Below are 24,272 nucleotides of genomic sequence, written 5' to 3' on the forward strand. Positions count from 1 at the left end.
CAAAAAAAGGGCGCATTGAGCGCCCTTTTTAGCAGAAATGTCTTTGTTACAGTGTGTGGCCGATATAGCCGAAATGGGCTGCAAGGATCAAAGCCAAAAACAGGAAAATGGATAAGCCGATACGCATGGTCAGGGCTTTCACGGTGCGATCGGAACCACTTTTGTCTTTGAGCAGAAACAGCAGGGCAGAAAACAGGCTGCCAACAATGACAATCAGTATCAAAATGGTGACAATTTTAATGAACATGATGTGATCTCGCGTTAAGTTGGTCACATTATGGGCTGTAAGCTGGAAAATGCAAATACCCTTGGGAAATTATGTCGTTCGTGTGCGCTGGCTGGTGGTGTGTGTCATGGTAGTCGCAATCTGGGGTTGTGTCCGGCTTGGTTTGTGGCAATGGCACAAAGCGGAACAGAAGCAGGAGATTACGCGCGCCTTGGCACATCATGGCGAGGCGATTCAGCCGCAACCGCAGGATCTGGATAGTTTTGCTAAGGTGGAAGCATTGCATTTGCAGACCGTTGAATTCAAAGGCCATTACCTGCCTCAATACGCTTTTTTTCTTGATAATCAGGTCGAACAAGGGCAAGCCGGATTTCATGTGATCACCCCTTTTTTACTCAGTGACCAACTGCACGTGATCTGGGTGAATCGTGGCTGGGTGGCCGGGTTTGCCGACCATCAACAAACTCCCAAAATTACCACAACTCAGACTGAGCAAGTGATACAGGGCTTGTTCTGGCAGCAAACAAAAGTAGGTTTCAGGCTGGATAAACCTGGCAAAGCCTGGCAGCTGGTGCAGCCCGTACTCGATTTTGCTTATTTACGTCAGCATGTTCCTTATACTTTCCCGAATGTGATTCTCAAGCTCGCCCCTGCGGTGGGTGACGGCTATGTGCGGCATTGGGATGTCCCTGCCGGGCAGGTGGAGAAACATCTTAGTTATGCTTATCAATGGTTTGGGTTTGCGGTGGCAAGCCTGGTGCTTGGATTGACTCAAATGGTGGAGAAACGGGCTTGAATATGACCCATGAAGAACTAAATCCTTTGGTGCCGCTGGATCCGGTGCAGCAGCGCAAAGGGCGCATGATCTTTTTATTGCTGGCGATCTTTTTTACTGTGCCTTTGTTGGTGGTGGTGGCGATGATCAAGTTTGACTGGCGCCCGACTGGCAAAAGCTATGGTCAATTGATTCAACCACCCGCGTCTATGGCGCATATGACACATTGGGTGAGCGATCAGCAGCAGGCATTGCCCGCATTCTGGCAGGATAAATGGAACATCGCCCTGATCGCGCGCGAGTGTGATCCCGCTTGTATGCAGCGTTTGTATGACATGCGGCAGATTTATGTCTCGTTATATAAAGACATGATACGCGTGCAGCGCGTGTTGATTACCCAGCAGGCCGACACGACTGCCATTCGTGCCCGCTACCCAGATTTGCTGATTATTAATGGCGAGTCTGAGCAGGTGGCAACATTAGGCAGCATGTTGAGTGGTGGTGGCCAGAATACACTGGATGCGCAACGCGTTTATTTCATCGATCCGCTAGGCAACATCATGATGCAGTATGGCCCCGAGATGGAAGCCAAGTGGATACGCAAGGACTTGGTGAAATTGTTAAAGGCCTCCTGGGCAGGGTAAACCATGTTTAAAGCGTTAAGTGTTTTGGCTGCAATGGTAGCTTTTTGTGTGGTCGTGCTGGGCTCCTATGTGCGATTGTCGGACGCTGGTTTGGGTTGCCCGGATTGGCCGGGTTGTTATGGTGCCCTGACCGTGCCACAGAGTGAGTCGGCGATCCTGTCGGCGCAGCAGGCTTATCCTGATAAGCCAGTTGTGCATGCCAAAGCCTGGAAAGAAATGGCGCACCGCTATCTGGCGGGCAGCCTGGGGTTGCTGGTGGTCGCATTGGCTGTGCTGGCTTATCGTCAACGTCATGCGCTTAAAACTGCCTGGCAGTTGTCGGCCGGGCTCGTCGTACTGATTATTCTGCAAGCCTTGCTGGGGATGTGGACGGTGACCTTGTTATTGAAGCCGGTGATCGTGACTTTGCATTTACTGGGCGGCATGACGACTTTAGCCTTGCTTAGCTGGATTGCGTTTCGTCATAGCAGCGCGCAGGATATTGCCTTGCCAGCCGGTCAACAATGGTGGCTGCGTGTTGCGCTGTTAGTCTGGATTGCACAGGTGTTGTTGGGTGGCTGGACCAGTAGTAACTATGCGGCCTTGGCCTGTACGGATTTTCCGACCTGTCATGGCTTGTGGTGGCCGGACATGGATATTGGCGAGGCATTTCATTTGACGCGCGCCCTGGGCGAAAGCCGTGATGGCGGACAGTTGCATTTGAATGCACTGACAGCCATTCAATGGATACATCGTCTGGGTGCTTTTGTGGTGCTGGCCTGGATGCTGGTGAGCGTGAGGTTGTTGCTGCAAAGACCAGTTGCGCGCGGCTTGGCATGGGGGCTGCTGGTAATTGTATTGTGCCAGGTGGCGATTGGGGTTGGTAACCTGCTGTTGCAGCTGCCGTTGGTGCTGGCGGTGCTGCATAACGCAGGGGCGGCGTTACTGGGTGTATGGCTGGTCGCCATGAATGCCCGCGTGTTGAATACATCATCATATAAAAAATAGGGGGACAGTATGCAAGCAGCATGGATGACACAGTTGGCTTCAGCCAGCATGGGGATGCGCAGTTTTTATGCGCTTTGCAAGCCGCGCGTCACGGCATTGATCGTGTTTACCGCCATCATTGGCATGTTGATGGCCACGCCTGGTATGGTGCCGCTTTCGATATTGCTGGCCGCGACGGTAGGGATTGCCTTTGCGTCTGGAGCGGCGGCGGCGTTTAACTGCCTCATCGAGCATAAGATTGATGCCATGATGGCGCGTACGCGTGCGCGCCCGTTGCCCACTGGTCAGTTGTCGCAGATGGAAACGCTGCTGTTTGCCAGCGTGCTCGGTGGCATTGGTTTGAGCATTCTGTATTACTGGGTGAATCCGCTGACCATGTGGCTCACGCTGGGCACATTTGTCGGCTATGCGGTGATTTATACCGTATTTTTAAAGCCTGCCACGCCGATGAATATTGTGATTGGTGGGGCTTCTGGTGCCATGCCGCCGATTTTGGGCTGGGCGGCAGTCAATAATACGGTGTCACCAGAGTCGCTGGTGATGTTCCTGGTTATTTTCGCCTGGACGCCGCCACACTTCTGGGCGCTGGCCTTATACCGCCGCGAAGAATATGCCAAAGTCGGCATGCCGATGTTGCCGGTCACGCATGGCGAGCAATTCACCTTGCTGCACATCGTACTGTACACCGTGATTCTGGTGGTCGTCTCCATGATGCCTTATGGCCTGGGCATGAGTGGCTGGCTGTACCTGGCATCGGCCGCCGTGTTGAATCTTGTGTTTATGTATTATGTGGTCAGTTTGTATCGCCACTATTCAGATGCGCTGGCCAAAACTACCTTCAAATATTCTATTCTTTACTTAAGCCTGATCTTTGCCGCCCTGTTGCTGGATCATTACCTGGTATAGTCGAGTCGTGGTCTGCTGAATAATGAGAACCAGGTAGCGCATCTGCGCTACCTTTTTTTCTGCCCTAGTGTTTGGTTTCACTGCTCATCAGGCTATGCACGCGTTGGTGGGCGGTCTGCTGATACACCTGCTCTAGCAGTGAGCTGAACAGCGCAGGTTTGCCATGTAAAAAGCCCTGGATAAAGTCGCAGTTGATTACCTTGAGAATGCTCTCCTGACGCGCATTTTCTACGCCCTCTGCAATCAGTTTGATATTCAATTCATGCGCCATCTGAATGATGGACCGGCAAAGAATAAAGTCATAATTATCGACCTCCAGATTTTTAATGAATGACTTATCAATTTTGACGTAATCAATCTGGTATTTTTTCAGGTAACCAAGCGCGGAGTAGCCGGTGCCGAAGTCATCTATCGAGAGCTTGATGCCTGCCTGCTTCACGTTCTTTAAAGTGTCTTGCGTGACTCTGGATGGTTCGAGTAACAGGCCCTCTGTGATCTCGAAACAGAAGCGTTCACAAGGGATGTTGGAGTGTTGCAGGCGCTTGATAAAGGCCATCAGGTGCTGCGGATGCGCAAATTGTACCGGCGAAATATTAAGGCTGATTTGCGTGCCTCGCAGGCGCAGCAGGTCGATGGCTGACAAATCGTGTAGCACCTCATCAAAAATCCATTTGCCTATCTCAATAATCACGCCGGACTCTTCTGCTAGCGGAATAAATACATCAGGCGGGATGGCGCCGCGTGTGGGATGTAGCCAGCGGATCAGCGCCTCAGCTTTAATCAGGCATAAATCACTCAGGCGATAAATGGGTTGATAAACCAGGTGCAGTTCACCGTTGGCAACGGCCGAGCGCAAATCATGGGTCAGCGAAATACGGTCACGTATTTCTCGTTGCATGGTTTGCGTGAAAAACTGATATTGATTTTTGCCTGCACGTTTGGCGGCATAGAGTGCCTGATCGGCGAACATCATTAATTCTTCGCCGGATTTGCTGTGTTCAGGGAACACGGCGATGCCGATACTGGCAGTGACAAAGTATTGGTTGTCTTCAATGTAAAACGGTGAGCGTATGGTATCTACAATCTTGGCGCCAATTTCGTGCAATACCTGTATATCCCGCAGTTTGGGAATCACCACCACAAACTCATCTCCGCCCAGTTTGGCTGTTGTGTTGCCACTGCGTGCGCAAGACTGTATGCGTAACGCGGCATTTTGCAGCAGGCGATCACCCACGGCATGACCGGCAATGTCATTCACATCCTTAAACCCATCGAGGTCAATCAGTAACAAGCCCAGCTGTTGCTGCGATTGCTGGCACTCGATAATCGCTTCTTCCAGACTTTTTTGCAGCAGATAGCGGTTGGGGAGTTGCGTCAGATAGTCATAGTTCGCCTGCCGCCAAAGTTGCTGGCGAATATCGGCTTCCCTGCGCTGCGCGCGTTGATAGAAGCGCCAGAATTGATACAGCAGTAATACGCACACGATAGAAAATGCCGTGATGCTGGTGGTCACCATCATATGGTTAAACGAGCTGTTGTGCGTGGATGCCGCATGGACTGGCACGGCGACCGCAGTCTGGAGCATCAGCGCCGCAACGGCGGGAATCAGTTTGCCTGCCAGTTTTTTGCGAGCCAGTGGATTGATTGTGGTGTTCATACCGTTCTGTCCCAGTATTTGGAGCACATCGTTTGTGGCCTGGTATGTGCACGCCAGCGATGACGATATTGGCGGCGACAACAAGGGCTAACTCAATTAACGGCCGAATATAAAGAAACTTTAGAGCGGTTTTGAAAAAATAATAAAAAATCGCCTGTTGCGGGACAGCAGGCGATGCATGGTGTGAGGGGTTGCTGAGGTTACTTGGCTGACAAGCAGGACTTCATAAAGGCTTTGCGTTCATCACCGGCGAGTGCTTTGGTTTTTGCATCGGCATTACAGGTCTTCATTTTGTTTTGCTGTGCGGTCAGGCCAGCGCTGGCACCGTCCGCAGACAGGCATTCTTTCATAAAGGCTTTGCGCTCATCGCCTGCCAGCGCTTTGGTTTTCGCATCGGCATTACAGGTCTTCATTTTTTCCTGCTGCGGGCCCGCATTGACAGAGATACAGACGCAAGACAACAACAAGGCAATCACCAGTTTATTCATGAAAGTCTCCAAACAAAAAAGATAAGTATTTTTCGAGTGCAGGCTGCCACTTGGCAGGCCTGTGCCTGGCATTGTGACATAGAGATACGCCGTTGGGTGAATAAAAAAGCCCGGTGCTGGACCGGGCTTTATTGCCAATGATAGCGCTGTGATTAATGAATCGGTACGATATGTAAAGTGCCCGCTTTCATATCAGGAACCAACAGGGATTTACCGTCTGCGGACAGGCTGATATCTGCGGCAGACTGGTAGCCCTGGATAATGCGTTGCGGTGTGGCTTTAGGTTCTGTCAGTTGCCAGACGTTACCGCCTGCCCAGTCGCTGACATACAGCATGCCATTGGCATCCCGTACCAGGCCGTCGGCGCCGCCAAAGCCCTGGTTCAGCAAGGTGACACTGGTTTTCTTGCCACCGATTTGCACACTGAACAATTTGCCTGTGCCAAAGTCAGCTACCAGCAAACGGTCAGGGCCATCCATCAGCAAACCATTCGGGCGCTTGATGCCTGCTTTGGCTTTGAGCACTTGCGTGACTTTGCCATCCGCTGCAATTTTGAAAATACCTGCGCCATTGCCTTGCTCGTCGCCGCTGTCAGACACATACACATTGCCCAGGCCGTCGATTTCAATGTCATTTAAAAACACTGGTTTTTGCGGGAAAGCACTGGCCGCAGCAATCACGGTTTGTGCACCGCTACTGGCATCAATGCGCACGACGCGGTCCATATCGGCGACATACAACTGGCCATCAAACAGATCCAGGCCTTTTGGGTCATTCAGGCCATCGGCCAAGGAGGTGCGTGTGCCGTCGGCGGCAATACGGGTGATTTTGCCATCGCCCAGTTTGCCAAATTCGCCAATTTCAGACATGTAAGTCACGCCTTGCGGAGTCGCAAACACAGATTCCGGCATCACAAAACCGCTCAAGGTGTTGGCTTCGCTGGCAGTGGTCGCTGCTGCGCTATGGGTTTTGCCATCATAGCTGACACGGTAAATCACACCATTGTAGTCATCTGAGACCAGCAGGGAGCCGTCCGGCAATTGCAGGACATCATTCGGTCGGCCCCAGACTTCGCCTTCGGCGCTCAGCCAGCCATCAATAAACGGTTTGGTTTCCTTGACCTGATGTTGCGCGTCAAACGTCACGCGTACCAACTGGTAGCCGACAGGGACTTTGCGGTTCCATGAACCATGTTGGGCAATCACGGCATTGCCCTGATATTCGGCCGGGAACTGTTTGCCAGTATAAAACTTAAAGCCCAGGTTGGCGCTATGCGCCTGAAACTCAGCGACAGGCTTGGTGACTTCTGCAGGCGGCGTTTTGTTTTTCCAGTTCGGGTCGCGCGCATCGCCACCGGCATAATAAGGAAAGCCAAAATGCAAACCGGCTTTAGGCGCCGCATTGAGTTCGTCATGAGGTACATCGGCGCCCAGCAGGTCTACACCGTTGTCAGTGAAAAACAGGGTGTTGGTACCTGGCTGAAAGTCCATGCCGACGGAGTTACGCACGCCTTTGGCAAAGGTTTCTACCTGACTGCCATCTGTATTCATGCGGATAATGGAGGCTTCAATCCCGACCGGGTCACAAATATTGCACGGTGCACCCAGGGTGACGTAAAGCTTGTTGTCCGGACCTGCGGCCAGGTAGCGCCAGCCGTGGTGCGCCTTGTCTGGCAATTTGTCGTAAATGACTTCACGCATGGCCTTGAACGGCAGGGTTAAATCGAAATCGGGGGCGGCATAACGCGTGATGCGATGCTGCTCTGCCACATATAAATGACCATCTACCATGGCCACGCCATTGCCTACGTTCAGGTCATCCAGAATGGTGACGACCTGGTCGGCTTTATGGTCTTTGTTTTTATCAACCACGGCATACACTTTGCTGCCGCGCGTGCCAACGTACACATTACCATTGGTGCCCAACGCCATTTGGCGCGCACCGGGCACTTCTGCGTAGACCTCTACATGAAAGCCTTCAGGTACATGCAGTTTGCTTAAATTGGCGCGTACATCGTTAATATCTGCCCAGGCAGCGGTGGCCAGTGTGGCGAACATGGCGCTGACCAGGCCTGTGATCAGTGGATTCTTTTTCATTGGTATCCCTTTCTCCAAAAGTATTGCAATCAATCCAATTGCAATAAGTCCAGTGTAAGCAGTTGCATCCATCGTGAAAAGTTAAAAAATATGAAATGATTGCCTAATTCTATGGTGGTGGTGATGCTTATTGCTCATTTGGCGTAATATAAATGCCTAATTATTTTATTCGCACTTATATTATGAATAATAACGAATGCTGGCATGCGCACGACAAAGACCGCACGATTGCGCTGCTTTCAGCCTTGACGCCGACTGAGGGCTTTACGCTGACTGCGCTGGATGGCGTCAAACTCATGCGCTGGAACCGCGCCATTCCGCGTAGCCCGGTGTTTTATGAGCCCAGTATTGTCTTTGTTTGCCAGGGTCGCAAAGTGGGCTATCTGGGCGGTGAGGTCTATCAATATAATCCGCAGCAGTTCCTCATTTTGTCGGTGCCGTTGCCATTTGAAAGTGAAACCATTGCCTCGGCCGAAGAGCCCTTGCTGGCCATTTCCATCCGCATCAACCTGTCCATGGTGTCTGAGCTGTTATTAAGTGTGGCGCATGATGCGCCCATGAATATCAATGGCAGAAGCGGCATCAGTTCTACGCCTTTGGATAAGCAACTTTCGAATGCCGTGGTGCGGTTGCTGGAATGTCTGCAATCCAAGGTCGAGGCTTCTGTGCTCGGTCAGTCGATTATTCGCGAGATTCATTACCGCATCCTGCAGTCTTCGCAGGCGTCAGCGATTTTGGCCGCCCATAGCACGCACAACAATATGGGCAAAATCAGCAAAGCGTTACGCTTGATTCACGCTGAATATGCCAATGAACTCAATGTCGATACGCTGGCGGCGGTGTCTGCTATGAGCGTGCCGTCTTTTCATGCCGCCTTCAGAGATGTGACGGCCACCTCGCCGATTCAATATTTGAAGAAAACCCGTTTGCATAAGGCGCGCTTGCTCATGGTACAAGACGGCATTAATGCCACCTTGGCCGCCACCAAAGTGGGCTACGAGAGTGCCTCGCAATTCAGTCGTGAGTTCAAGCGCATGTTTGGCAAAAGCCCGATGGAAGAGGTGAGTGCCGTGCGTAGTGCGTTGATTACCTCGCCCGGTGAGTTTGCGGCCAGTCAGCGGGTTGACCAGTATGTGACTGTGCAACAGTAAGCGCGTCATGATGGCAAGTCAGCAATAGGTGGCAGGTCTGTATCAAAGAGAATTAGGCAAGCATTTGATAAAAGCAGGCAAGCACTTTTGAGTGAGCTTGTTTAGACTGTCTGACGATACAGTGGCGCGGTTTTGCCACTGGTTAACACGTAACAACAGATGATGGAGATGCTATGAAAACTGCCGCCTATGGTGTACAAAATGCGACCTCACCGGTCGCGCCCATGCGTATTGATCGCCGTGAAACGGGCCCGCACGACGTCCTGATCGACATCGAATACTGTGGTATTTGCCACTCGGATATTCACCAGGCCCGCAACGAGTGGGGCGGCGGTTCCCTGTATCCCATGGTGCCCGGCCACGAAATTGTTGGCCGCGTAAAAAGTGTCGGCAGTCATGTCACCAAGTTCAAGCTGGGGCAACTGGTTGGAGTCGGCTGTATGGTCGACTCCTGCCGCCACTGCGAAGACTGTCACGCCGGTGAAGAACAATATTGCGATCATTCGGTGTTTACCTACAACGCCAAAGATCCCAAACATGGCGGCCTGACTTTTGGTGGTTATGCCGAGCGCATTACTGTCGATGAGAACTTCGTTGTCAGCGTACCGGAAAACCTGGATACCAAAGCCGTGGCGCCATTATTGTGTGCGGGCATTACCTTGTATTCGCCACTCAAGCACTGGAATGTGCAGCCTGGCCAGAAAGTTGGCATCATCGGCCTCGGTGGCTTGGGCCATATGGGCGTCAAACTGGCTGCCGCCATGGGCGCGCATGTGGTGATGATTACCACATCAGCGGGCAAGGCTGCCGATGCCACCCGCTTGGGTGCGCATGAAGTGCTAATCTCAAAAGACGCCGATAATATGGCCAAGCATGCCGCCAGTTTTGACCTGATTATTGATACTGTGCCGGTGGCGCATGACCTCAACCCCTACATCGGCCTGCTCAAACGCGATAAAACCATTGTGCTGGTCGGCCCGCTGGATCCAGTTGAGGTGCATGGCGCTAACCTGATCACCAACCGCCGTCAGGTGGCTGGTTCATTGATCGGCGGCATTGCCGAAACGCAGGAAATGCTGGATTTCTGTGGCAAACATAATATTGTCAGCGATGTGGAAATGATCGATGCCAACTACATTAATGATGCTTACGAGCGCATGCTCAAGAGTGATGTGAAATATCGCTTTGTGATTGATATCAACTCAATGAAAGCGTAAGCAAGCGCTTACCAAAAGCCCTGTTCGGTTGAGCAGGGCTTTTTTATTTTGCGTGCTTATTGGGGGCGATTGTGACTCATTGATCAAGACTATTGGCCTGTAAATTCCAGGCCTCAGCGAACGGCCCCCCATTCGCACGCAACACTTCTGGCGGGCCATCTTCAATAATCTTCCCATGTTTCAACACGATAATTCTATCGAAGGTGGCCAGGGTAGACAGCCGGTGCGCGATCGCCAACACAGTACGGCCTTGCATCAGCGAGGCGAGTGCAGATTGGATTTCCTGTTCCGACTCAGAGTCCAGGGCCGAGGTCGCTTCATCCAGTATCAAAATCGGCGCATCTTTTACAAAGGCCCTGGCAATCCCCAGGCGTTGCCGTTGGCCGCCAGACAAGCGGACGCCTTTTTCACCAACGATGGTGCGATAGCCTTTGGGCAGGCTGCGAATAAACGCATCACAATAGGCATTGCGCGCCGCGGTATACACCTCCTCGTTTGAAGCGTCTGGCCTGCCGTAGCGGATGTTCTCAAACACCGAGCGGTGGAACAGCGCAATATCTTGCGGGACCACGGAGATATTTGCCCGCAAGCTGTCTTGCGAGACCTGGTCAATCGGCTGGCCATCAATCAGGATGCGGCCATCCTGAAGATCATCCAGGCGTTGAATCAGGCCGATCAAGGTTGATTTTCCGGCGCCTGAAGCGCCTACCAGCCCGACTCTCTCTCCCGCTTTGATCTCAAATGACAGCTGATCAAACACCTTGTGGCCATCCGGATAGGTATAAGACACTTGTTCAAACACGATATGGCCACTTTTCGCGGCCAGCGCCGATGGCGCATCTGGATCTTTGACTGAGTGGGGCTGGGCAATCACCTTGAGCGTTTCGTTGATGATGCCGAATTGTTGGGCCGTGCCGACCAAGGCCAGCGCCAAGTCTCTTGAACCATGCAATATCCTGAAGGTGAGGGTGCTAACGATGACCACATCGCCGGTGCTAATGCTGCTGGCACGCCATAGTAAGATGGACCAGATCAACATGCCTGCGCCAGTGGCGACCAGGCACAGGTCATGAATCACACGCGCCAGTTCTACATACATCCAGCTACGGCGGTGCGCTTTGGCCTCGCGGTTCAACTCGCGCGACAAGCGGCTTTTTTCGCGATAGCGGGCAGAGAAGGCTTTCACCGTCCATACATTACTCACCACATCAATCATTTTGCCGCTGGCATCGGAGGAGAGCCTGGCGTAGTGATCATGCACCCTGCGGCCACGAATGCCGAAGAGGATCAGCAAGCCCGCGACAAATATCACAGAGCACATCAAGCCTAGACTCATTTGCCAACGGATAGTGGTCAACACGATGATGGCGCCAAGAAAGTCGGTGATCGGCGGCAGGATGCGCCAGAACATGGTGGCAAATATCTCACCCGTGGCGGAGGCGGTAGACGTGATGCGGTTGCCTAGCGCCCCTGAAAAGTGCTGGTTGAAATAACGCATCGAATGGCCGGTCAGATGCTCGAACAGATCTAGCCGGAGATCTACCCCGCTGGCCACAATCGCGCGAGAACCTTGCCAGCCGCCTAGCCGCCACAATAGGTTCTCGACCGTGATCAGTGCCAGAAACAGGGCTAAAGGCCACCAGACATTGGCGCTTGATCGTACGGTATTGTCCATGGCATCTACCAGCAGCTTCATGGCATATTGCACGCCCACCGCTGCGCTGGCGGCGCCGATAATGATGAGAAATACAGAGCCGAACAACCAGGGGCGGCGCTGGATATATAAACACAGAAAAGAGAAAGCTTTCTGCGGGAGAGGGTGGTTTTTCACGTTCACAAGCGAGGGTGGGGCAGTATTAAAGTTGAGGGGCACAGGTGAATTAAACCAGAAAAATCACAGCCATGACGTGAACGTTCTTTTGCTGACGATGATTTTTTACTTGCATTTGGTTTGATTCCATACTATATTGATCCGTACTATGTTGCTACTTAAAGAATTACCCACCTCTAAAAGCCTGGAAAAGTTTGTGACGCGCTATCCCGGCACAGACATTTCCGCCATCTCTGACTTTGTGAGCATTTTGCGCGCGGCCTCGGATATTTCGTCGGCGTTGGATGCCTTGTTGGCTCAGCATGGCTTATTGCAAGGCCGCTGGTGGGTGCTGGTGTTGCTGATGCGCCAGGAAGACCTGACTTCGTCGCCTTCGGATCTGGCCGAAAAGGCGGGCGTCACCAAGGCAACCATGACGGGCTTTATTGATGGGTTGGAGCGGGAAGGGTTGGTGTCACGCTTTATGGATACCAATGACAGACGCAAATTCCTGATCCGTTTATCGATGGCCGGGCAGCAAAAGCTGGATGCAGTGATGCCGGTTTATATTCAATGTGTCACACAGTTTATGGATGTGTTGGCCAAGCCGCAAAGAAATACCCTGATTGCAGATTTGACGACCTTGGCCAGTCGGGTGGATTTAATTAAGTAACACGATGCTTTAAAATTTTTTATTCATTTAGTTTGATCCCATACTATCAATAACCATACTTTATGTTGATGCCATTGATTTTAAGTCTGACTAGCCTGCGTTTGCACCGGGGTTCTCACCGCACACCTTGGGCGGTCTGGGTGTTAGCCTTGCTGTTAAATGGCTGTATCAGCTCTAAAGGCATCGCCCCGACGTCGCAACCGCTGGCGCAGGACAAGCTGGCACTGGGGAAGGCGATAGCGGATGCTGCTGCCATCGCCTGGCCGACCGAGCATTGGTGGCAGGCGTATCAGGATGCGCAGTTGGACCGCCTGGTAGAGAAAAGCCTGCATGATCATCCTGACCTGAAAAAAGCCACTGCACGGATTGCATTATCGACCGCCATGGCCGAGCAGGCGCATGCGTCTACCTTGCCCAATATCGGCGGCAAAGTGAGTTCTTCCCGCGAGCGTTTTACTGAGTTGAGTTTTATCCCCAAACCCTGGGCAGGCCGTTTTAACTGGAATAACCAGGCAACGGTAGATATGTCTTACAACCTGGATTTGTGGAAACAGCAAAAGTCGGCCTGGCTGGCGGCGCTGGATGAGACACATGTGGCCGAAGCGGAAATGCAACAAGTAAAAATTGAACTGACTGCGGCGATGGTGAAAAGTTATATCCGCCTGGCGGCCGAGTACCAATGGCGTGACCTGGCAGAAGAGGAGCTGGATGATCTGCGCCATGAGATTGCCATCGCTAAAAAAGCGCTGGCAGCCGGGCTGAATACCCAACTCAACCTGAGCCGCCTCGAAGCAAAATTGCCAGCGGCACAAAACAAACTGGTGCAAATTGAATTACACCTCACTTTACTCAAAAACCAGATGGCGGCACTCAGTGGTGAAGGGCCGGGCGCAGGTGAGGGCATTACACGCCCAGGCTTGCATTTGTCGGCCAGTATTGGCCTGCCTGATCAGCTACCTGCTAATCTGGTCGGCCGTCGCCCGGATATTGTGGCCGCCAGATGGCGCGTCGAGGCCTCGCAGAAACATATCCAAAGTGCCAAGGCTGCGTTTTACCCGAATATCAATTTGCTCGGCTATATCGGCTTTCAGGCGTTGGCATTTTCTGGCTTGTTTTCGAGTGCCGGTCTGGTGGGCAACCTGGGTCCGGCCATGTCACTGCCGATGTTTGATGGCGGCAAACGCCGGGCTAACCTGTCAGCAGAAACCGCCCTTTATGATATGGCGGTGGAAGATTACAACGCTACCATCCTCAAGGCGCTGGAGGGGATTTCCAACCAGTTGTCCGTATTGAATACCGTGGCCACTGAAACCAACCATACGCAACAGGCGCTGCAAAAAAGCGAACAGGCACATAGACTGGCGGTCAAGAACTACCGCGCAGGCCTGAGTAACCTGATTGAAAGCCTGCAAACCAATGCGCTGGTGTTGCAACAAAAAAGCATACTGGTGGAGCACGAAGCCGTACGGCTGGAGGCTTATGCGACGCTGATGCTGGCGCTAGGCGGAGGCGTGATGGATGCTGAACATGCCGCGCATTAATCATGGCGTGCGGCTGGCTGTTGCGTGCATGCAGCAAGCGGGTGCTGACTGGTATCGACAGGACTTTCCGCTGATTGGCTATTTGTTTAAATACCTGTTGGCGGCATGGCTGGCGTTGTGGGTGGCCTTGAAAATGGAGATGGACCAACCGGCCACAGCGCTGCTGACGGTGGTGATTGTGATGCATTTCCGTTCCGGCATGGTGATGACCAAAAGTTATTACCGCCTGATCGGCACCGTGATCGGTATTTTGTTTTCCATGCTGCTGGTAGCTTGGTTCGCTCAGGACCGCTTTCCCTTTTTTATCGCTGCAGCACTCTGGATAGGCTTGTGCACGGCGGGTTCGCTGGTGACGCGCAATTTCCAGTCATATGGCTTTGTGCTGGCTGGCTATACCTTGTGCATCGTCGGTCTGCCGGCCACGCTCACGCCTTGGCACACCTTTCAAATTGCGTCGACCCGCTTGTCTGAAATTGGCGTGGGGCTGTTAAGCGCGACTTTGGTCAGTGAGCTGGTTTTGCCACAGCGCCTGTGGGAAAACATCCAGGCGGTGGTGCGCAGCAAGTTCCGCGATTTCAGTCAATTGCTCGGTACCGGCGCACCCGCGGGCCTCAACCAGCCTTTTCTCAAGTTTATGCAGGACCTGTATCAACTGGAGTCTTTCCGCGCATCGGTGCAGTTTGAAACCGATGATGCACGCGTGCACAGCACGACGATCAATCAGCTCAATGTGCGGTTTACAGCGGTGTCTACCACGTATGTGGTGTTTCAGCGCCTTGTGCAGCGATTGCAGGCGCGCGGCCGCAGCGCAGAAGCAGAGGCTTTGCTGGCCTTGATGCAGCCGTTGGCTGAGGCGGTTTTAATTGATGGGCGTCCGGCCAGCGATGCCCAGGGGCTGGCGGGTTTGCAGCAGGCAGTGACTGATTTTCAGCTCGGCTTTACTGCCTTATTCAGCCGACAGTTGCAGGCGTTGGCCTCGCTACCTGATGTGAATCGCCTGGAGGTGGAAACCGGGGCCGAACTGTTACAACGTCTGGCCACTGAGTTGGCATCGTATCTGCAAACCTATGTGTTGCTGGTGGCGCATCCACGCGCGCGCCAGGTCGATCGCCGTGAATTTACCGCTGACCAATTGCATATGCACATCGATTGGCTGCCGGTGTCCATTGCAGCGATCCGTGGGGCGCTCACCTTACTAATCCTGGCGGCCATCTGGATGACCATAGACTGGCCTTCAGGCATCCTGGCCATGACCCTGGGGGTGATTACCAGCACGCTGTTTGCGGCCAGTCCGGCGCCGATGGCGACAATTCGTCAGTTTGCGGTGGGCGTGTTGTTGGGCATTGCGCTGGTGTATGTGAGCAATGTGTTCTGGCTCACGGCGGCGCACGACTATGTGATGCTCTGTATTGTGATTGCCCCGGCCATTTTGCTCACCGCCTGGTTAAGTGGCAGACCCACAACGGCCTTGGTGGGTGCGGGGTTGGGCATTGCCTACTTTTTAATGGTTGGCTTTAACCAGGCACTGGGGGATAACCCGGTGAAATACTTCAACGACTCGATTGCCCTCATGATTGCGCTGGTGGTGTCCGGCATCATGTTCAGCCTGACTGACTATGCCGCCAGCCCGTGGGCCAAAGCGCGCGTGTTTGCCCAGTTGCGTCAACTGGTGGTCGATGCTTGCCGCAACCCCGACATGACCGCCACCGCCTTTGAAATGCGCGCGCGCGACCTGATCCAGCGTTCTGGCAATGTACACCGGCCACAGGATGCCGACAGTGTACGCATGGTGGAGGCTTTGTGTGCCACGCTGGAAATCGGCCATGCCGTGATTGCCTTGCGCACTGCCGCGGCAGAGTTGTCGACGCAGCCATTGCTGCAACATACCATTGCGCAGGTGGCGCACTATTACAAACAGCCTGTGCACAGCAATCAGCAGCAGGCTTTGCAGTGGCTGGACCATTTCCTGGCCTGGTTGCAGGGCGGTGAGTATGGTCAGGCATTGGCACCGTTGCAGGCGCAAAAGCTCACCACCCAATTGCATTTTATTCGGCTGGTGATCGCGGCGGAAACACCGGAGGGCCAGCATCCGCCTTTGAATAGGGAGGTGAGTCATGTTGCATGAGTGGATTCCGCGTGAGTTGGCGTTTCTGGATGCGCATGTGCCGACTTTGTTTCTGGCGTTTTTATTGGCCGCGGGGGCGATATGGTTGCTGGATAAATGGCTGGCCGCGTGGAATCTCTACGACCTGGTCTGGTACCCGGCGCTGCTGCGCGTCGCGCTGTTTTTTAGCTTGTTTTCCGTGTTTGGTTTAATGGTGTATTGAAAGGCTGCTTATGCAAACGCAACACCTCTGGTTTAGGGCCACAAAAGGCATCCTTAGAGTAGGCATTACGCTGGCGATTGCCGTCGCCGCCGGGCTATTGGCATACAAGTTATGGGTGCGCTATACCGATTACCCGTGGACGCGCGATGGCCGCGTGCGTGCCGATGTGGTGAATATTGCGCCGGATGTGGCGGGCCTGGTGACGGCGGTGCCCGTGCGCGATAACCAGTATGTGCATCAAGGTGACGTACTGTTTCGCATAGACACCATGCATTACCAGCATGCACTGGCGGAAGCGACGGCGGTGGCCCAGCAAAGAAAGTCAGTCTGGGAGATGAAAAAACAGCAATCTGCGCGCCGCGCGCATCTGGACGATGAAGTCATTTCGCGCGAAAACCGGGAAGATACCGATCTTTCTGCGGTGGCAGCCAAAGCCGAATACGAGGCGGCTGTGGCACAGGTCGAAAAAATCAAACTCGACCTGGAGCGTACGGTGGTGCGCTCGCCAGTCGATGGTTGGGTATCCAACCTGTTGGTACGTCCCGGGGATTTTGCCCAGGTGGGTGCCGCCAAGCTGGCGGTGATCGACCAGCATTCATTCTGGGTGTATGGCTATTTTGAAGAGCACAAACTGGGCATGATCAAGGTGGGGGATGCCGCTGAAGTACAGTTGCTGGGCAGCCACACCACGCTCAAAGGCCATGTCGAAAGCATAGCGCATGGCATTACCGACCGAGATAACCCGACCGATATCCGCCTGCTGGCCAATGTGAACCCGACGTTTAACTGGGTGCGCCTGGCGCAGCGTATTCCGGTGCGTATCCATTTGGACCAGATGCCGACCGAGCTGCCGTTGGTGGCGGGCATGACCTGTTCGGTGGTGATCAGCCACGGCTAAGCAGGTGGCCTATGCAGCAGAATCAGGCTGTCTCTGTTAAGATGGTTATTCATTGATCACAATCTAAGCGCATGCTTACCGAAAAACCGCCCGCGGGACTGCTGTCCCTGATTATTTCAATTATCGCCTACCTGGCATTGGCGCAAGCCGACAAAGTCATGCATATCGGCCAGCCCGAATCACTGGCCATCTCTATCCTGTTTGTGCTGCTGATTATTAACCTGGCTTTCCAGTTGTCGTTTCAGGTCGAATACGTGGCCGAGCAGCTCAAAGAGCCTTATGGCACCATGATACTGACCATCAGTGCTGTCATTATTGAGGTGGTGATTATTGTCATGATGCTTAGCCATACGTCTTCGACCACGCTGGCCAGGGATGCGATTTATTCGGCGGTGATGCTGGATATCAACGGCATTCTTGGCTTGTGTGCCATTGTCGGTGGCATCAAATATGGCGAGGTCGAATACAACGTCAACTCCGGCAATACATATATTGTCATGATCATGACCGCACTGGGCATCTCCATGGCCTTGCCCGCGTTTTTGCCGCCCGAGCACTGGCGTTTGTATTCGATGTTTACCATCGTCACCATGAGCGTGTTTTATGCCTTGTTCCTCAAAATGCAAACCGGGCGCCACCGTAACTACTTCAGTTACCGCGACCAGCATCAGGCGCAAAGCGGGCAGCCAGCGGGCGTGATGAACGCGGATGTCAGATTTTCCATTCTTTACATGTTGGCAGGCATCATTACCATCGGTTTCCTGTCTGAGGAGATGAGCATGCATATGGATGCCGGTTTAACTGGCAGCGGCGTGCCCCCGATTGTGGCTGCGATTGTAGTGGCGATTATTGCCGCCAGCCCGGAAGTACTCACAGCGTTAAAGGCGGCGGTGAATGACCGCATGCAAACGGTAGTGAATATTTCACTGGGGGCCACTTTGTCGACTGTGATCCTGACCGTGCCGGTGATTGAAGCCATTGCCCTGATCGAAGACAGGCCGCTGATAGTTGGTTTGTCGCCGACGCAGATGGTGATGACCTTCCTCACCTTGATTGTCGCGACGATTAATCTGCATGATGGTGAAACCAATGCGATTGAAGGCATGACACATTTTGTCTTGTTTATGGCTTTTGCCATGTTGGCCGCGTTGGGGATGTAGGGTTGTTTTTTTGAGTGTTTGTCGCGAAATAGTCTGCCTTTATGAATACCGTTCTTGAATTGATACAGCACTATGGCTTGCTGATTGTGTTTGCCAGTGTGTTCCTCGAGCAAATGGGCTTGCCGCTGCCAGCTTACCCGACCCTGTTACTGGCAGGCGTGTTGATTGGCAATGGCCAGTATTCCTGGGCCGCAATGTTGCTGGTGGCGATGGTCGCTGCCTTGCTTGCCGACTCGATCTGGTACCGCGCCGGACGCAAATATGGCAAGCGTGTCATGGGCAAATTGTGCAAGATATCCTTGTCGCCTGATACCTGTGTGCGCCAAACCGAAGCCCTGTACTTAAAATTCGGCCCGCCTGCCTTGCTGGTGTGCAAGTTTATTCCCGGTTTTGCTTCTATCTCCAGTGCGCTGGCAGGCTCTTCCGGCACGCGCTACTGGCTGTTTGCACTCATGGATGGCCTGGGGGCCTTGTTGTGGGCTGGGTCTGCATTGTGGCTGGGCAATTTGTTCAGCTCTGCGATTGATGAACTCATGCTCACCCTGGTTGAAATGGGCAAGTGGGGCACCTTGCTGGTGCTGGTCCTGATCACGGTATTTATTGCCGCCAAATGGTGGGACAGGCAGCGCTTTATCAAAAGCCTGCGCATGGCACGTATCAGCGTAGATGAATTAAACACCTTGTTGACTAGCGGCGCGGCACCAGTGATTCTCGATACGCGTGCCAAACACCTGGTCGACGATGGCTGGATTCCGGGTGCGCAGTTTGTCACTCTGGATGAAGTGGATCAGTTGGTGTTGGACATCGATGAGGATGCGCCGGTGGTACTGTATTGCTCTTGCCCGAATGAGGTGACGGCGGCCAAAGTCGCCAAAAAACTTATCGGCCGCGGCTACCGAAATATCCGTCCGCTGACGGGCGGCATCGATGCCTGGCGGGATGCTGGTTTTGAGGTCAGCATGACAGCCGTGGAGAAAACGTTAGATGTTTAACGTGGTCGGTATTGCGCTCAAGCGGCCTTATACCTTTGTGGTGATGGCCTTGCTGATTTTAATTTTCGGCACGCTGTCTGCCATACGCAGTCCGGTCGATATTTTTCCTGAAATCCGTATCCCGGTGGTGGCCGTGGCCTGGCAATATACCGGCCTGCCGCCTGATGATATGGCGGGGCGCATCACCACGCTGTACCAGCGCAGCTTAACCACGACCGTCAACGATATTGAACATATTGAAGCTAATTCTTATAACGGCTTCGCCATCGTGAAGATCTTTTTCCATGCCGGGGTCAATATCGCTACGGCCAATGCGCAGGTGTCGGCCATCTCGCAAACGGTGACGCGGCAAATGCCGCCTGGCACCACGCCGCCGCTGATCCTGAATTACAACGCTTCTACGGTGCCTATTTTGCAGATTGCCCTGTCCGGCAAAGGTCTGACTGAGCAAAACCTGGCCGACCTCGGCCTGAACGCTGTGCGTATCCGCCTGGTGACGGTGCCCGGGGCAGGCGTGCCTTTCCCTTATGGCGGTAAAAGCCGTCAAATCCAGATCGACCTCAATCCGGCCGCCTTGCAGGCCCGCGGCTTGTCGGCACAGGATATTGCCAATGCGCTGGCGGCCCATAATATGGTGGTGCCAATCGGCACGCAAAAAATCGGCAGCATTGAATACACCTTAAACCTCAATAATGCCGCGGCGGCGATTGAAGACCTGGCCAATATTCCGGTGAAGGTAGTCAACGGCGCCACCGTCTATATGCGTGATGTCGGCCAGGTACGCGACGGCAACCCGCCGCAAACCAACATCGTGCATGTGGATGGTAACCGTTCTGTGCTCATGACCATCCTCAAGAATGGTGCGATTTCGACGCTGGCCATTGTCGACGGCATTAAAGCCAAGCTGGAGGAAATCAAACCTGGATTGCCAGATACACTGGTGGCTACACCGATCAATGACCAGTCTATTTTTGTGCGCGCTGCGATTGATGGTGTGGTGTTTGAAGGCGTGTTGGCGGCAATTTTAACCAGTCTGATGATTTTGCTGTTTTTGGGTAGCTGGCGCTCGTCGCTGATTATCGCCACCTCGATTCCGCTGTCTATTTTGGGCGCGATTATTGGGTTATCAGCCATCGGCGAAACGCTGAATATTATGACCTTGGGTGGCCTGGCGCTGGCGGTAGGTTTGCTGGTGGATGAGGCGACCGTCACCATCGAAAACATCAACTGGCACCTGGAGCAGGGCAAGCCGGTTGAGCAGTCTATCCTCGATGGCGCAGCACAAATCGTCACGCCCGCGTTTGTGTCGCTGCTGTGTATTTGTATCGTGTTTGTGCCGATGTTTTTCCTCGAAGGTGTGTCGCGTTACCTGTTTGTGCCGATGGCCGAAGCCGTGATGTTTGCCATGGTCAGCTCGTTTATTTTGTCGCGTACGCTGGTGCCCACCATGGCCAATTACCTGCTTAAACCGCACTTGCCTAGCGACGAGCACAAGCCAGTCAGCCGCAATCCGCTGGTGCGCTTTCAACAATGGTTTGAGGCTGGATTTGAGCGCATCCGTCATGGCTATAAAGCCGTGCTGATCCTGGCTGTCGGCCATGGCCGCGTGTTTATGCTTGGCTTTATGGCCGTGGTCATGCTGTCGTTTTTATTATTGCCCATGTTGGGCAGTAACTTCTTCCCCAGTGTCGATAGCGGGCAAATTCTCATGCATGCACGCGTGCCGGTGGGGACGCGTATTGAAGATACCGCCAACCGTTTTGCCCATATCCAGGCAGCGATTAAACAAGTGATTCCGGCAGATGAAATCCTGACGATTGTCGACAACATCGGCATGCCGATCAGCAGCATCAACATGACCTATAACAATACTGGCCTGACCGGTGCGCATGATGGCGATATCCAGATTGCGCTTAAAGCACATCATGCACCGACTGCCAGCTATATTCGCACCCTGCGCGAAGTATTGCCCAAGCAGTTTCCGGATACGACCTTTTCGTTCCCCCCAGCCGATATTGTTAGCCAGATCCTGAATTTTGGTTCGCCTGCGCCGATTGATATCCAGATTCGTGGCGGTAAACTGGCGGATGACTTTGCTTACGCCAACCAGTTGCTGGCCAAAGTACGCACCGTGCCTGGCGTGGTCGATGCCCGTATCCAGCAGTCACGCAGCCGGCCGTCATTTGATATCGCCATTGATAAAACCCGCGCGCAAGAGATTGGCATTAGTACGCGCGATGTGACCAATAGCATGGTGATTAATATGGCGGGTAGCTCGCAGGTGTCACCCACCTATTGGCTCAATCCGGCCAATGGCGTCACTTATCCTATTGTGTTGCAAACGCCGCAATACCAACTGGATAGCCTGAGTGCACTGGCCAATTTGCCGATCAGCGGTAGCGATGGCCCGTTGCAGACCCTGGGTGGAATTGCCACCTTTAAGCGCAGTGTCGGTAATGCGGTGGTCAGTCAGTATGATATCCAGCCTATGGTGCAAGTACATGCCAGCACGCAGGACCGAGACCTCGGTGCCGTGGCGGCCGATATCCGCAAGATACTGGACGAGACCAAGGACCAGGTACCCAAAGCGGCGACTGTGGTGATGCTGGGCCAGGCTTACACCATGGACCATGCGTTCACTGGCCTGTTTTTTGGCTTGCTGGGGGCGATTGTGCTGATTTACCTGCTGATTGTAGTCAACCTGCAATCCTGGAGTGACCCGTTTGTGATTATCTCTGCCTTGCCTGCGGCACTGGCAGGCATCGTCTGGATGCTATTTGTGACTTACACCCCCTTATCAGTGCCTGCCCTGACGGGTGCGATTATGTGTATGGGCGTGGCGACGGCCAACAGTGTGCTGGTGATCAGCTTTGCCCGTGAACGCCTGGCCGAGTTGCAAGATGCCACCGCGGCGGCGATTGATGCCGGGTTTGTGCGGTTCCGTCCGGTGTTGATGACGGCGCTGGCAATGGTGATCGGCATGACGCCGATGGCCTTGGGCCTGGGGGAGGGCGGTGAGCAGAACGCCCCCTTGGGCCGTGCCGTGATTGGGGGCTTGTTATTTGCGACGGTGGCGACGCTGCTGTTTGTGCCGGTGGTGTTTAACGCTATCCACAAAAAGCACTACCCAGGCCCTGTCAGTGATTCTAGCGGAGATTTAAATGCATAATGCGACAACGGGGACTGCCCGTGGACTCAAACTGGGCGGCTTGCTGCTCGCCCTGGCCGCGATTGGGATCGTGGTCATTGGCGTCACCAGCCGTGCTGGCAACCACGAAAAACTCAAAGCGTGGACCGACAAGCAGGCAGTGGCTACTGTGAGCGTCAGCCAGCCTGACCAGGGTGCAGAAGCGGGCAGCCTCAACCTGCCTGGCCGCTTTGAGGCCTATGCTCGCGCGCCCATTTACGCGCGCGTCAGTGGCTATTTAAAACACTGGAAAGTGGATATCGGCGGCAGTGTTAAAAGCGGCCAACTGCTGGCAGAAATCGAAACGCCGGACCTCGACCAGGAGTTGTTGCAGGCCAAGGCAGACCTAGCCAGTGCCCAAGCTAATGTCGCGCTGGCCGAGACCACTGCCAAACGCTGGCAGGAGATGCTGAAAACGCAGTCGATTGCCCGGCAGGAAGTGGATGAGAAGGTCGGTGATTACCAGAGCAAACAGGCGATTGTCAAAGCAGCTGAGGCCAATGTGAACCGCTTGCTTGCACTCAAGAGCTTTGCCAAAATCTTGGCGCCTTTTGATGGTTCGGTGACTGCGCGTAATACGGATACCGGTGCCCTGATTAATGCAGGCAATAGTGGCACCACGGCGCAGCCATTGTTTGAAGTGTCCAATACGCGCAAATTGCGTTTGTATATCAATGTGCCGCAAAACTATGTCGGCCAGATCAAACCCGGCGGCAAAGCCCAGTTTACGGTACCAGATTCGCCAGATGCCGTGTTTGAGGCCACCATACAGTCGACCTCGGGCGCCATCAATGCGTCATCTGGAACGACCTTGGTACAGTTGCTGGTGGATAATGCAGCTGGTCGTTTCCTGCCAGGTGGTTTTGCCAATGTAAACCTGGTGCTCAATGATGCCGCTGGCCGCTTGAGTATCCCCGCCAGTGCACTGATTTTTGACCAGAATGGGCTGAAAGTCGCCACCGTCGGCCAGGATCACAAAGTGGTATTAAAGACGATTACCATTGCCCGTGACCTCGGCAAAACGCTGGAAGTGCAGTCTGGTCTGACCAGTCAGGATCAGGTGATTGAGAATCCGCCAGATGGTGTGACGGATGGTGTGCTGGTGAATATCGCCGCAGGCGCAGATGCACCCAAGTAAGGAAATGGGGGCGTTTCGTTAGCGGGTGAGTATCAGCCAGCCGCTTAAGGCCACCGCAGTGGCGGCCAGAAACAGGTTGACCGCAGGCGGCAACCACAGCACATGGCCGCGCGGTTTTTCCTGGATGTTCAGCGACTGGCAAAAGACCAGGAACTGCACCGCAGACAATAAGGCCGTACAGGCACCCATCAGAATAAAGCCGACCCCGATATACAGCGACAATGCACTTTGCGCATGCGGCAGCGGGTGGTCGTGTGCCACCAGCTGCATAAACAGGCCAAAGCGCTCAATCACAAAACCCAGCCCCATCAGGGCAATCGCTGAGCGTTGCCAAGCCAGCATGGTGCGTTCAGCAGCGAAATAAACACGGGGGTCATCAAGGTAAGACATAGGGTTTAT

The 24,272-nt window shown here is 53.7% G+C and carries 21 protein-coding genes; 15 read left to right on the forward strand and 6 right to left on the reverse strand.

The genetic code is table 11. The features are described 5' to 3' along the window. Positions 1-46 precede the first annotated feature (46 nt). Positions 47-247, reverse strand: coding sequence for a twin transmembrane helix small protein (locus tag INP78_RS07180; RefSeq protein ID WP_024930704.1), 201 nt, complete (start codon positions 245-247; stop codon positions 47-49). A 61-nt stretch (positions 248-308) separates the two neighbouring features. Here INP78_RS07180 and INP78_RS07185 point away from each other — a divergent pair, with 61 nt between their 5' ends. The 4 genes from INP78_RS07185 to cyoE are packed head-to-tail and all read left to right on the forward strand — an operon-like array spanning position 309 to position 3,538. Further along, a complete protein-coding gene (locus INP78_RS07185) occupies positions 309-1,022 on the forward strand; it encodes an SURF1 family protein (RefSeq protein WP_228522722.1) in 714 nt (237 codons plus the stop codon). Positions 1,023-1,024: 2 nt separating this feature from the next. Next, complete coding sequence (locus tag INP78_RS07190) at positions 1,025-1,645, forward strand: hypothetical protein (RefSeq protein ID WP_194741745.1); 621 nt, start codon at positions 1,025-1,027, stop codon at positions 1,643-1,645. Positions 1,646-1,648: 3 nt separating this feature from the next. Continuing rightward, entirely contained in the window at positions 1,649-2,632 is a 984-nt protein-coding gene (locus INP78_RS07195; protein ID WP_194741495.1) for a heme A synthase, read from the forward strand. A gap of 9 nt (positions 2,633-2,641) precedes the next feature. Further along, complete coding sequence (gene cyoE / locus INP78_RS07200) at positions 2,642-3,538, forward strand: heme o synthase (protein WP_228522723.1); 897 nt, start codon at positions 2,642-2,644, stop codon at positions 3,536-3,538. A gap of 64 nt (positions 3,539-3,602) precedes the next feature. Here the strand turns inward: cyoE and INP78_RS07205 are convergent, their stop codons facing one another. From INP78_RS07205 to INP78_RS07215, 3 genes are all read right to left on the reverse strand, one after another. After that, a complete protein-coding gene (locus INP78_RS07205) occupies positions 3,603-5,195 on the reverse strand; it encodes a bifunctional diguanylate cyclase/phosphodiesterase (RefSeq protein ID WP_194741496.1) in 1,593 nt (530 codons plus the stop codon). A 200-nt stretch (positions 5,196-5,395) separates the two neighbouring features. Further along, positions 5,396-5,683, reverse strand: a complete 288-nt coding sequence (locus INP78_RS07210; RefSeq protein ID WP_194741497.1) for a PsiF family protein — start codon at positions 5,681-5,683, stop codon at positions 5,396-5,398. Between the two features lie 152 nt (positions 5,684-5,835). After that, positions 5,836-7,779: an SMP-30/gluconolactonase/LRE family protein gene (locus INP78_RS07215; protein ID WP_194741498.1), complete on the reverse strand. Its 1,944-nt coding sequence runs from the start codon at positions 7,777-7,779 to the stop codon at positions 5,836-5,838. A 182-nt stretch (positions 7,780-7,961) separates the two neighbouring features. On the opposite strand from INP78_RS07215, the gene INP78_RS07220 reads away from it, so the two are divergent. Further along, positions 7,962-8,930 carry an AraC family transcriptional regulator gene (locus INP78_RS07220; RefSeq protein WP_228522724.1) on the forward strand — a complete coding sequence of 323 codons (969 nt, stop codon included), beginning with the start codon at positions 7,962-7,964 and terminating at the stop codon, positions 8,928-8,930. A gap of 173 nt (positions 8,931-9,103) precedes the next feature. Next, positions 9,104-10,147: an NAD(P)-dependent alcohol dehydrogenase gene (locus INP78_RS07225; RefSeq protein ID WP_194741500.1), complete on the forward strand. Its 1,044-nt coding sequence runs from the start codon at positions 9,104-9,106 to the stop codon at positions 10,145-10,147. A gap of 76 nt (positions 10,148-10,223) precedes the next feature. On the opposite strand, the gene INP78_RS07230 is transcribed toward INP78_RS07225, so the two are convergent. After that, positions 10,224-11,978, reverse strand: coding sequence for an ABC transporter ATP-binding protein (locus tag INP78_RS07230; RefSeq protein ID WP_368667974.1), 1,755 nt, complete (start codon positions 11,976-11,978; stop codon positions 10,224-10,226). Positions 11,979-12,126: 148 nt separating this feature from the next. On the opposite strand from INP78_RS07230, the gene INP78_RS07235 reads away from it, so the two are divergent. From INP78_RS07235 to INP78_RS07275, 9 genes are all read left to right on the forward strand, one after another. After that, a complete protein-coding gene (locus INP78_RS07235) occupies positions 12,127-12,630 on the forward strand; it encodes a MarR family winged helix-turn-helix transcriptional regulator (protein WP_194741502.1) in 504 nt (167 codons plus the stop codon). A gap of 62 nt (positions 12,631-12,692) precedes the next feature. Then, complete coding sequence (locus INP78_RS07240; RefSeq protein ID WP_228522725.1) at positions 12,693-14,171, forward strand: efflux transporter outer membrane subunit; 1,479 nt, start codon at positions 12,693-12,695, stop codon at positions 14,169-14,171. Continuing rightward, positions 14,158-16,296 (forward strand): FUSC family protein, encoded by a 2,139-nt coding sequence (locus tag INP78_RS07245; protein WP_194741503.1) that lies wholly within the window; start codon positions 14,158-14,160, stop codon positions 16,294-16,296. Before INP78_RS07240 ends, INP78_RS07245 begins: the two co-directional genes overlap by 14 nt. After that, positions 16,286-16,498: a DUF1656 domain-containing protein gene (locus INP78_RS07250; RefSeq protein WP_228522726.1), complete on the forward strand. Its 213-nt coding sequence runs from the start codon at positions 16,286-16,288 to the stop codon at positions 16,496-16,498. Before INP78_RS07245 ends, INP78_RS07250 begins: the two co-directional genes overlap by 11 nt. Before the next feature lie 10 nt (positions 16,499-16,508). Continuing rightward, positions 16,509-17,396, forward strand: a complete 888-nt coding sequence (locus INP78_RS07255; RefSeq protein ID WP_194741504.1) for an efflux RND transporter periplasmic adaptor subunit — start codon at positions 16,509-16,511, stop codon at positions 17,394-17,396. A gap of 71 nt (positions 17,397-17,467) precedes the next feature. Then, on the forward strand, positions 17,468-18,556 hold the full coding sequence (locus INP78_RS07260) for a calcium:proton antiporter (protein WP_194741505.1): 1,089 nt from the start codon (positions 17,468-17,470) through the stop codon (positions 18,554-18,556). Positions 18,557-18,597: 41 nt separating this feature from the next. After that, complete coding sequence (locus tag INP78_RS07265; RefSeq protein ID WP_194741506.1) at positions 18,598-19,548, forward strand: DedA family protein/thiosulfate sulfurtransferase GlpE; 951 nt, start codon at positions 18,598-18,600, stop codon at positions 19,546-19,548. After that, entirely contained in the window at positions 19,541-22,717 is a 3,177-nt protein-coding gene (locus tag INP78_RS07270; RefSeq protein WP_194741507.1) for an efflux RND transporter permease subunit, read from the forward strand. Before INP78_RS07265 ends, INP78_RS07270 begins: the two co-directional genes overlap by 8 nt. Beyond that, positions 22,710-23,873: an efflux RND transporter periplasmic adaptor subunit gene (locus INP78_RS07275; RefSeq protein ID WP_194741508.1), complete on the forward strand. Its 1,164-nt coding sequence runs from the start codon at positions 22,710-22,712 to the stop codon at positions 23,871-23,873. The genes INP78_RS07270 and INP78_RS07275 overlap by 8 nt, the downstream gene beginning before the upstream one ends. A gap of 18 nt (positions 23,874-23,891) precedes the next feature. Here the strand turns inward: INP78_RS07275 and INP78_RS07280 are convergent, their stop codons facing one another. Then, a complete protein-coding gene (locus tag INP78_RS07280) occupies positions 23,892-24,263 on the reverse strand; it encodes a YidH family protein (RefSeq protein WP_194741509.1) in 372 nt (123 codons plus the stop codon). Positions 24,264-24,272 lie beyond the last annotated feature (9 nt).

The organism is Methylophilus sp. 14, from assembly GCF_015354345.1.
Classification (GTDB): domain Bacteria; phylum Pseudomonadota; class Gammaproteobacteria; order Burkholderiales; family Methylophilaceae; genus Methylophilus.

Bases quoted from the DNA above. Each gene is read 5' to 3' on its own strand.
- INP78_RS07180 (WP_024930704.1), bottom strand. From the start codon at position 247: ATGTTCATTAAAATTGTCACCATTTTGATACTGATTGTCATTGTTGGC.
- INP78_RS07190 (WP_194741745.1), top strand. From the start codon at position 1,025: ATGACCCATGAAGAACTAAATCCTTTGGTGCCGCTGGATCCGGTGCAG.
- INP78_RS07195 (WP_194741495.1), top strand. From the start codon at position 1,649: ATGTTTAAAGCGTTAAGTGTTTTGGCTGCAATGGTAGCTTTTTGTGTG.
- cyoE (WP_228522723.1), top strand. From the start codon at position 2,642: ATGCAAGCAGCATGGATGACACAGTTGGCTTCAGCCAGCATGGGGATG.
- INP78_RS07205 (WP_194741496.1), bottom strand. From the start codon at position 5,195: ATGAACACCACAATCAATCCACTGGCTCGCAAAAAACTGGCAGGCAAA.
- INP78_RS07210 (WP_194741497.1), bottom strand. From the start codon at position 5,683: ATGAATAAACTGGTGATTGCCTTGTTGTTGTCTTGCGTCTGTATCTCT.
- INP78_RS07215 (WP_194741498.1), bottom strand. From the start codon at position 7,779: ATGAAAAAGAATCCACTGATCACAGGCCTGGTCAGCGCCATGTTCGCC.
- INP78_RS07220 (WP_228522724.1), top strand. From the start codon at position 7,962: ATGAATAATAACGAATGCTGGCATGCGCACGACAAAGACCGCACGATT.
- INP78_RS07225 (WP_194741500.1), top strand. From the start codon at position 9,104: ATGAAAACTGCCGCCTATGGTGTACAAAATGCGACCTCACCGGTCGCG.
- INP78_RS07235 (WP_194741502.1), top strand. From the start codon at position 12,127: ATGTTGCTACTTAAAGAATTACCCACCTCTAAAAGCCTGGAAAAGTTT.
- INP78_RS07240 (WP_228522725.1), top strand. From the start codon at position 12,693: ATGTTGATGCCATTGATTTTAAGTCTGACTAGCCTGCGTTTGCACCGG.
- INP78_RS07245 (WP_194741503.1), top strand. From the start codon at position 14,158: ATGCCGCGCATTAATCATGGCGTGCGGCTGGCTGTTGCGTGCATGCAG.
- INP78_RS07250 (WP_228522726.1), top strand. From the start codon at position 16,286: ATGTTGCATGAGTGGATTCCGCGTGAGTTGGCGTTTCTGGATGCGCAT.
- INP78_RS07255 (WP_194741504.1), top strand. From the start codon at position 16,509: ATGCAAACGCAACACCTCTGGTTTAGGGCCACAAAAGGCATCCTTAGA.
- INP78_RS07260 (WP_194741505.1), top strand. From the start codon at position 17,468: ATGCTTACCGAAAAACCGCCCGCGGGACTGCTGTCCCTGATTATTTCA.
- INP78_RS07265 (WP_194741506.1), top strand. From the start codon at position 18,598: ATGAATACCGTTCTTGAATTGATACAGCACTATGGCTTGCTGATTGTG.
- INP78_RS07270 (WP_194741507.1), top strand. From the start codon at position 19,541: ATGTTTAACGTGGTCGGTATTGCGCTCAAGCGGCCTTATACCTTTGTG.
- INP78_RS07275 (WP_194741508.1), top strand. From the start codon at position 22,710: ATGCATAATGCGACAACGGGGACTGCCCGTGGACTCAAACTGGGCGGC.
- INP78_RS07280 (WP_194741509.1), bottom strand. From the start codon at position 24,263: ATGTCTTACCTTGATGACCCCCGTGTTTATTTCGCTGCTGAACGCACC.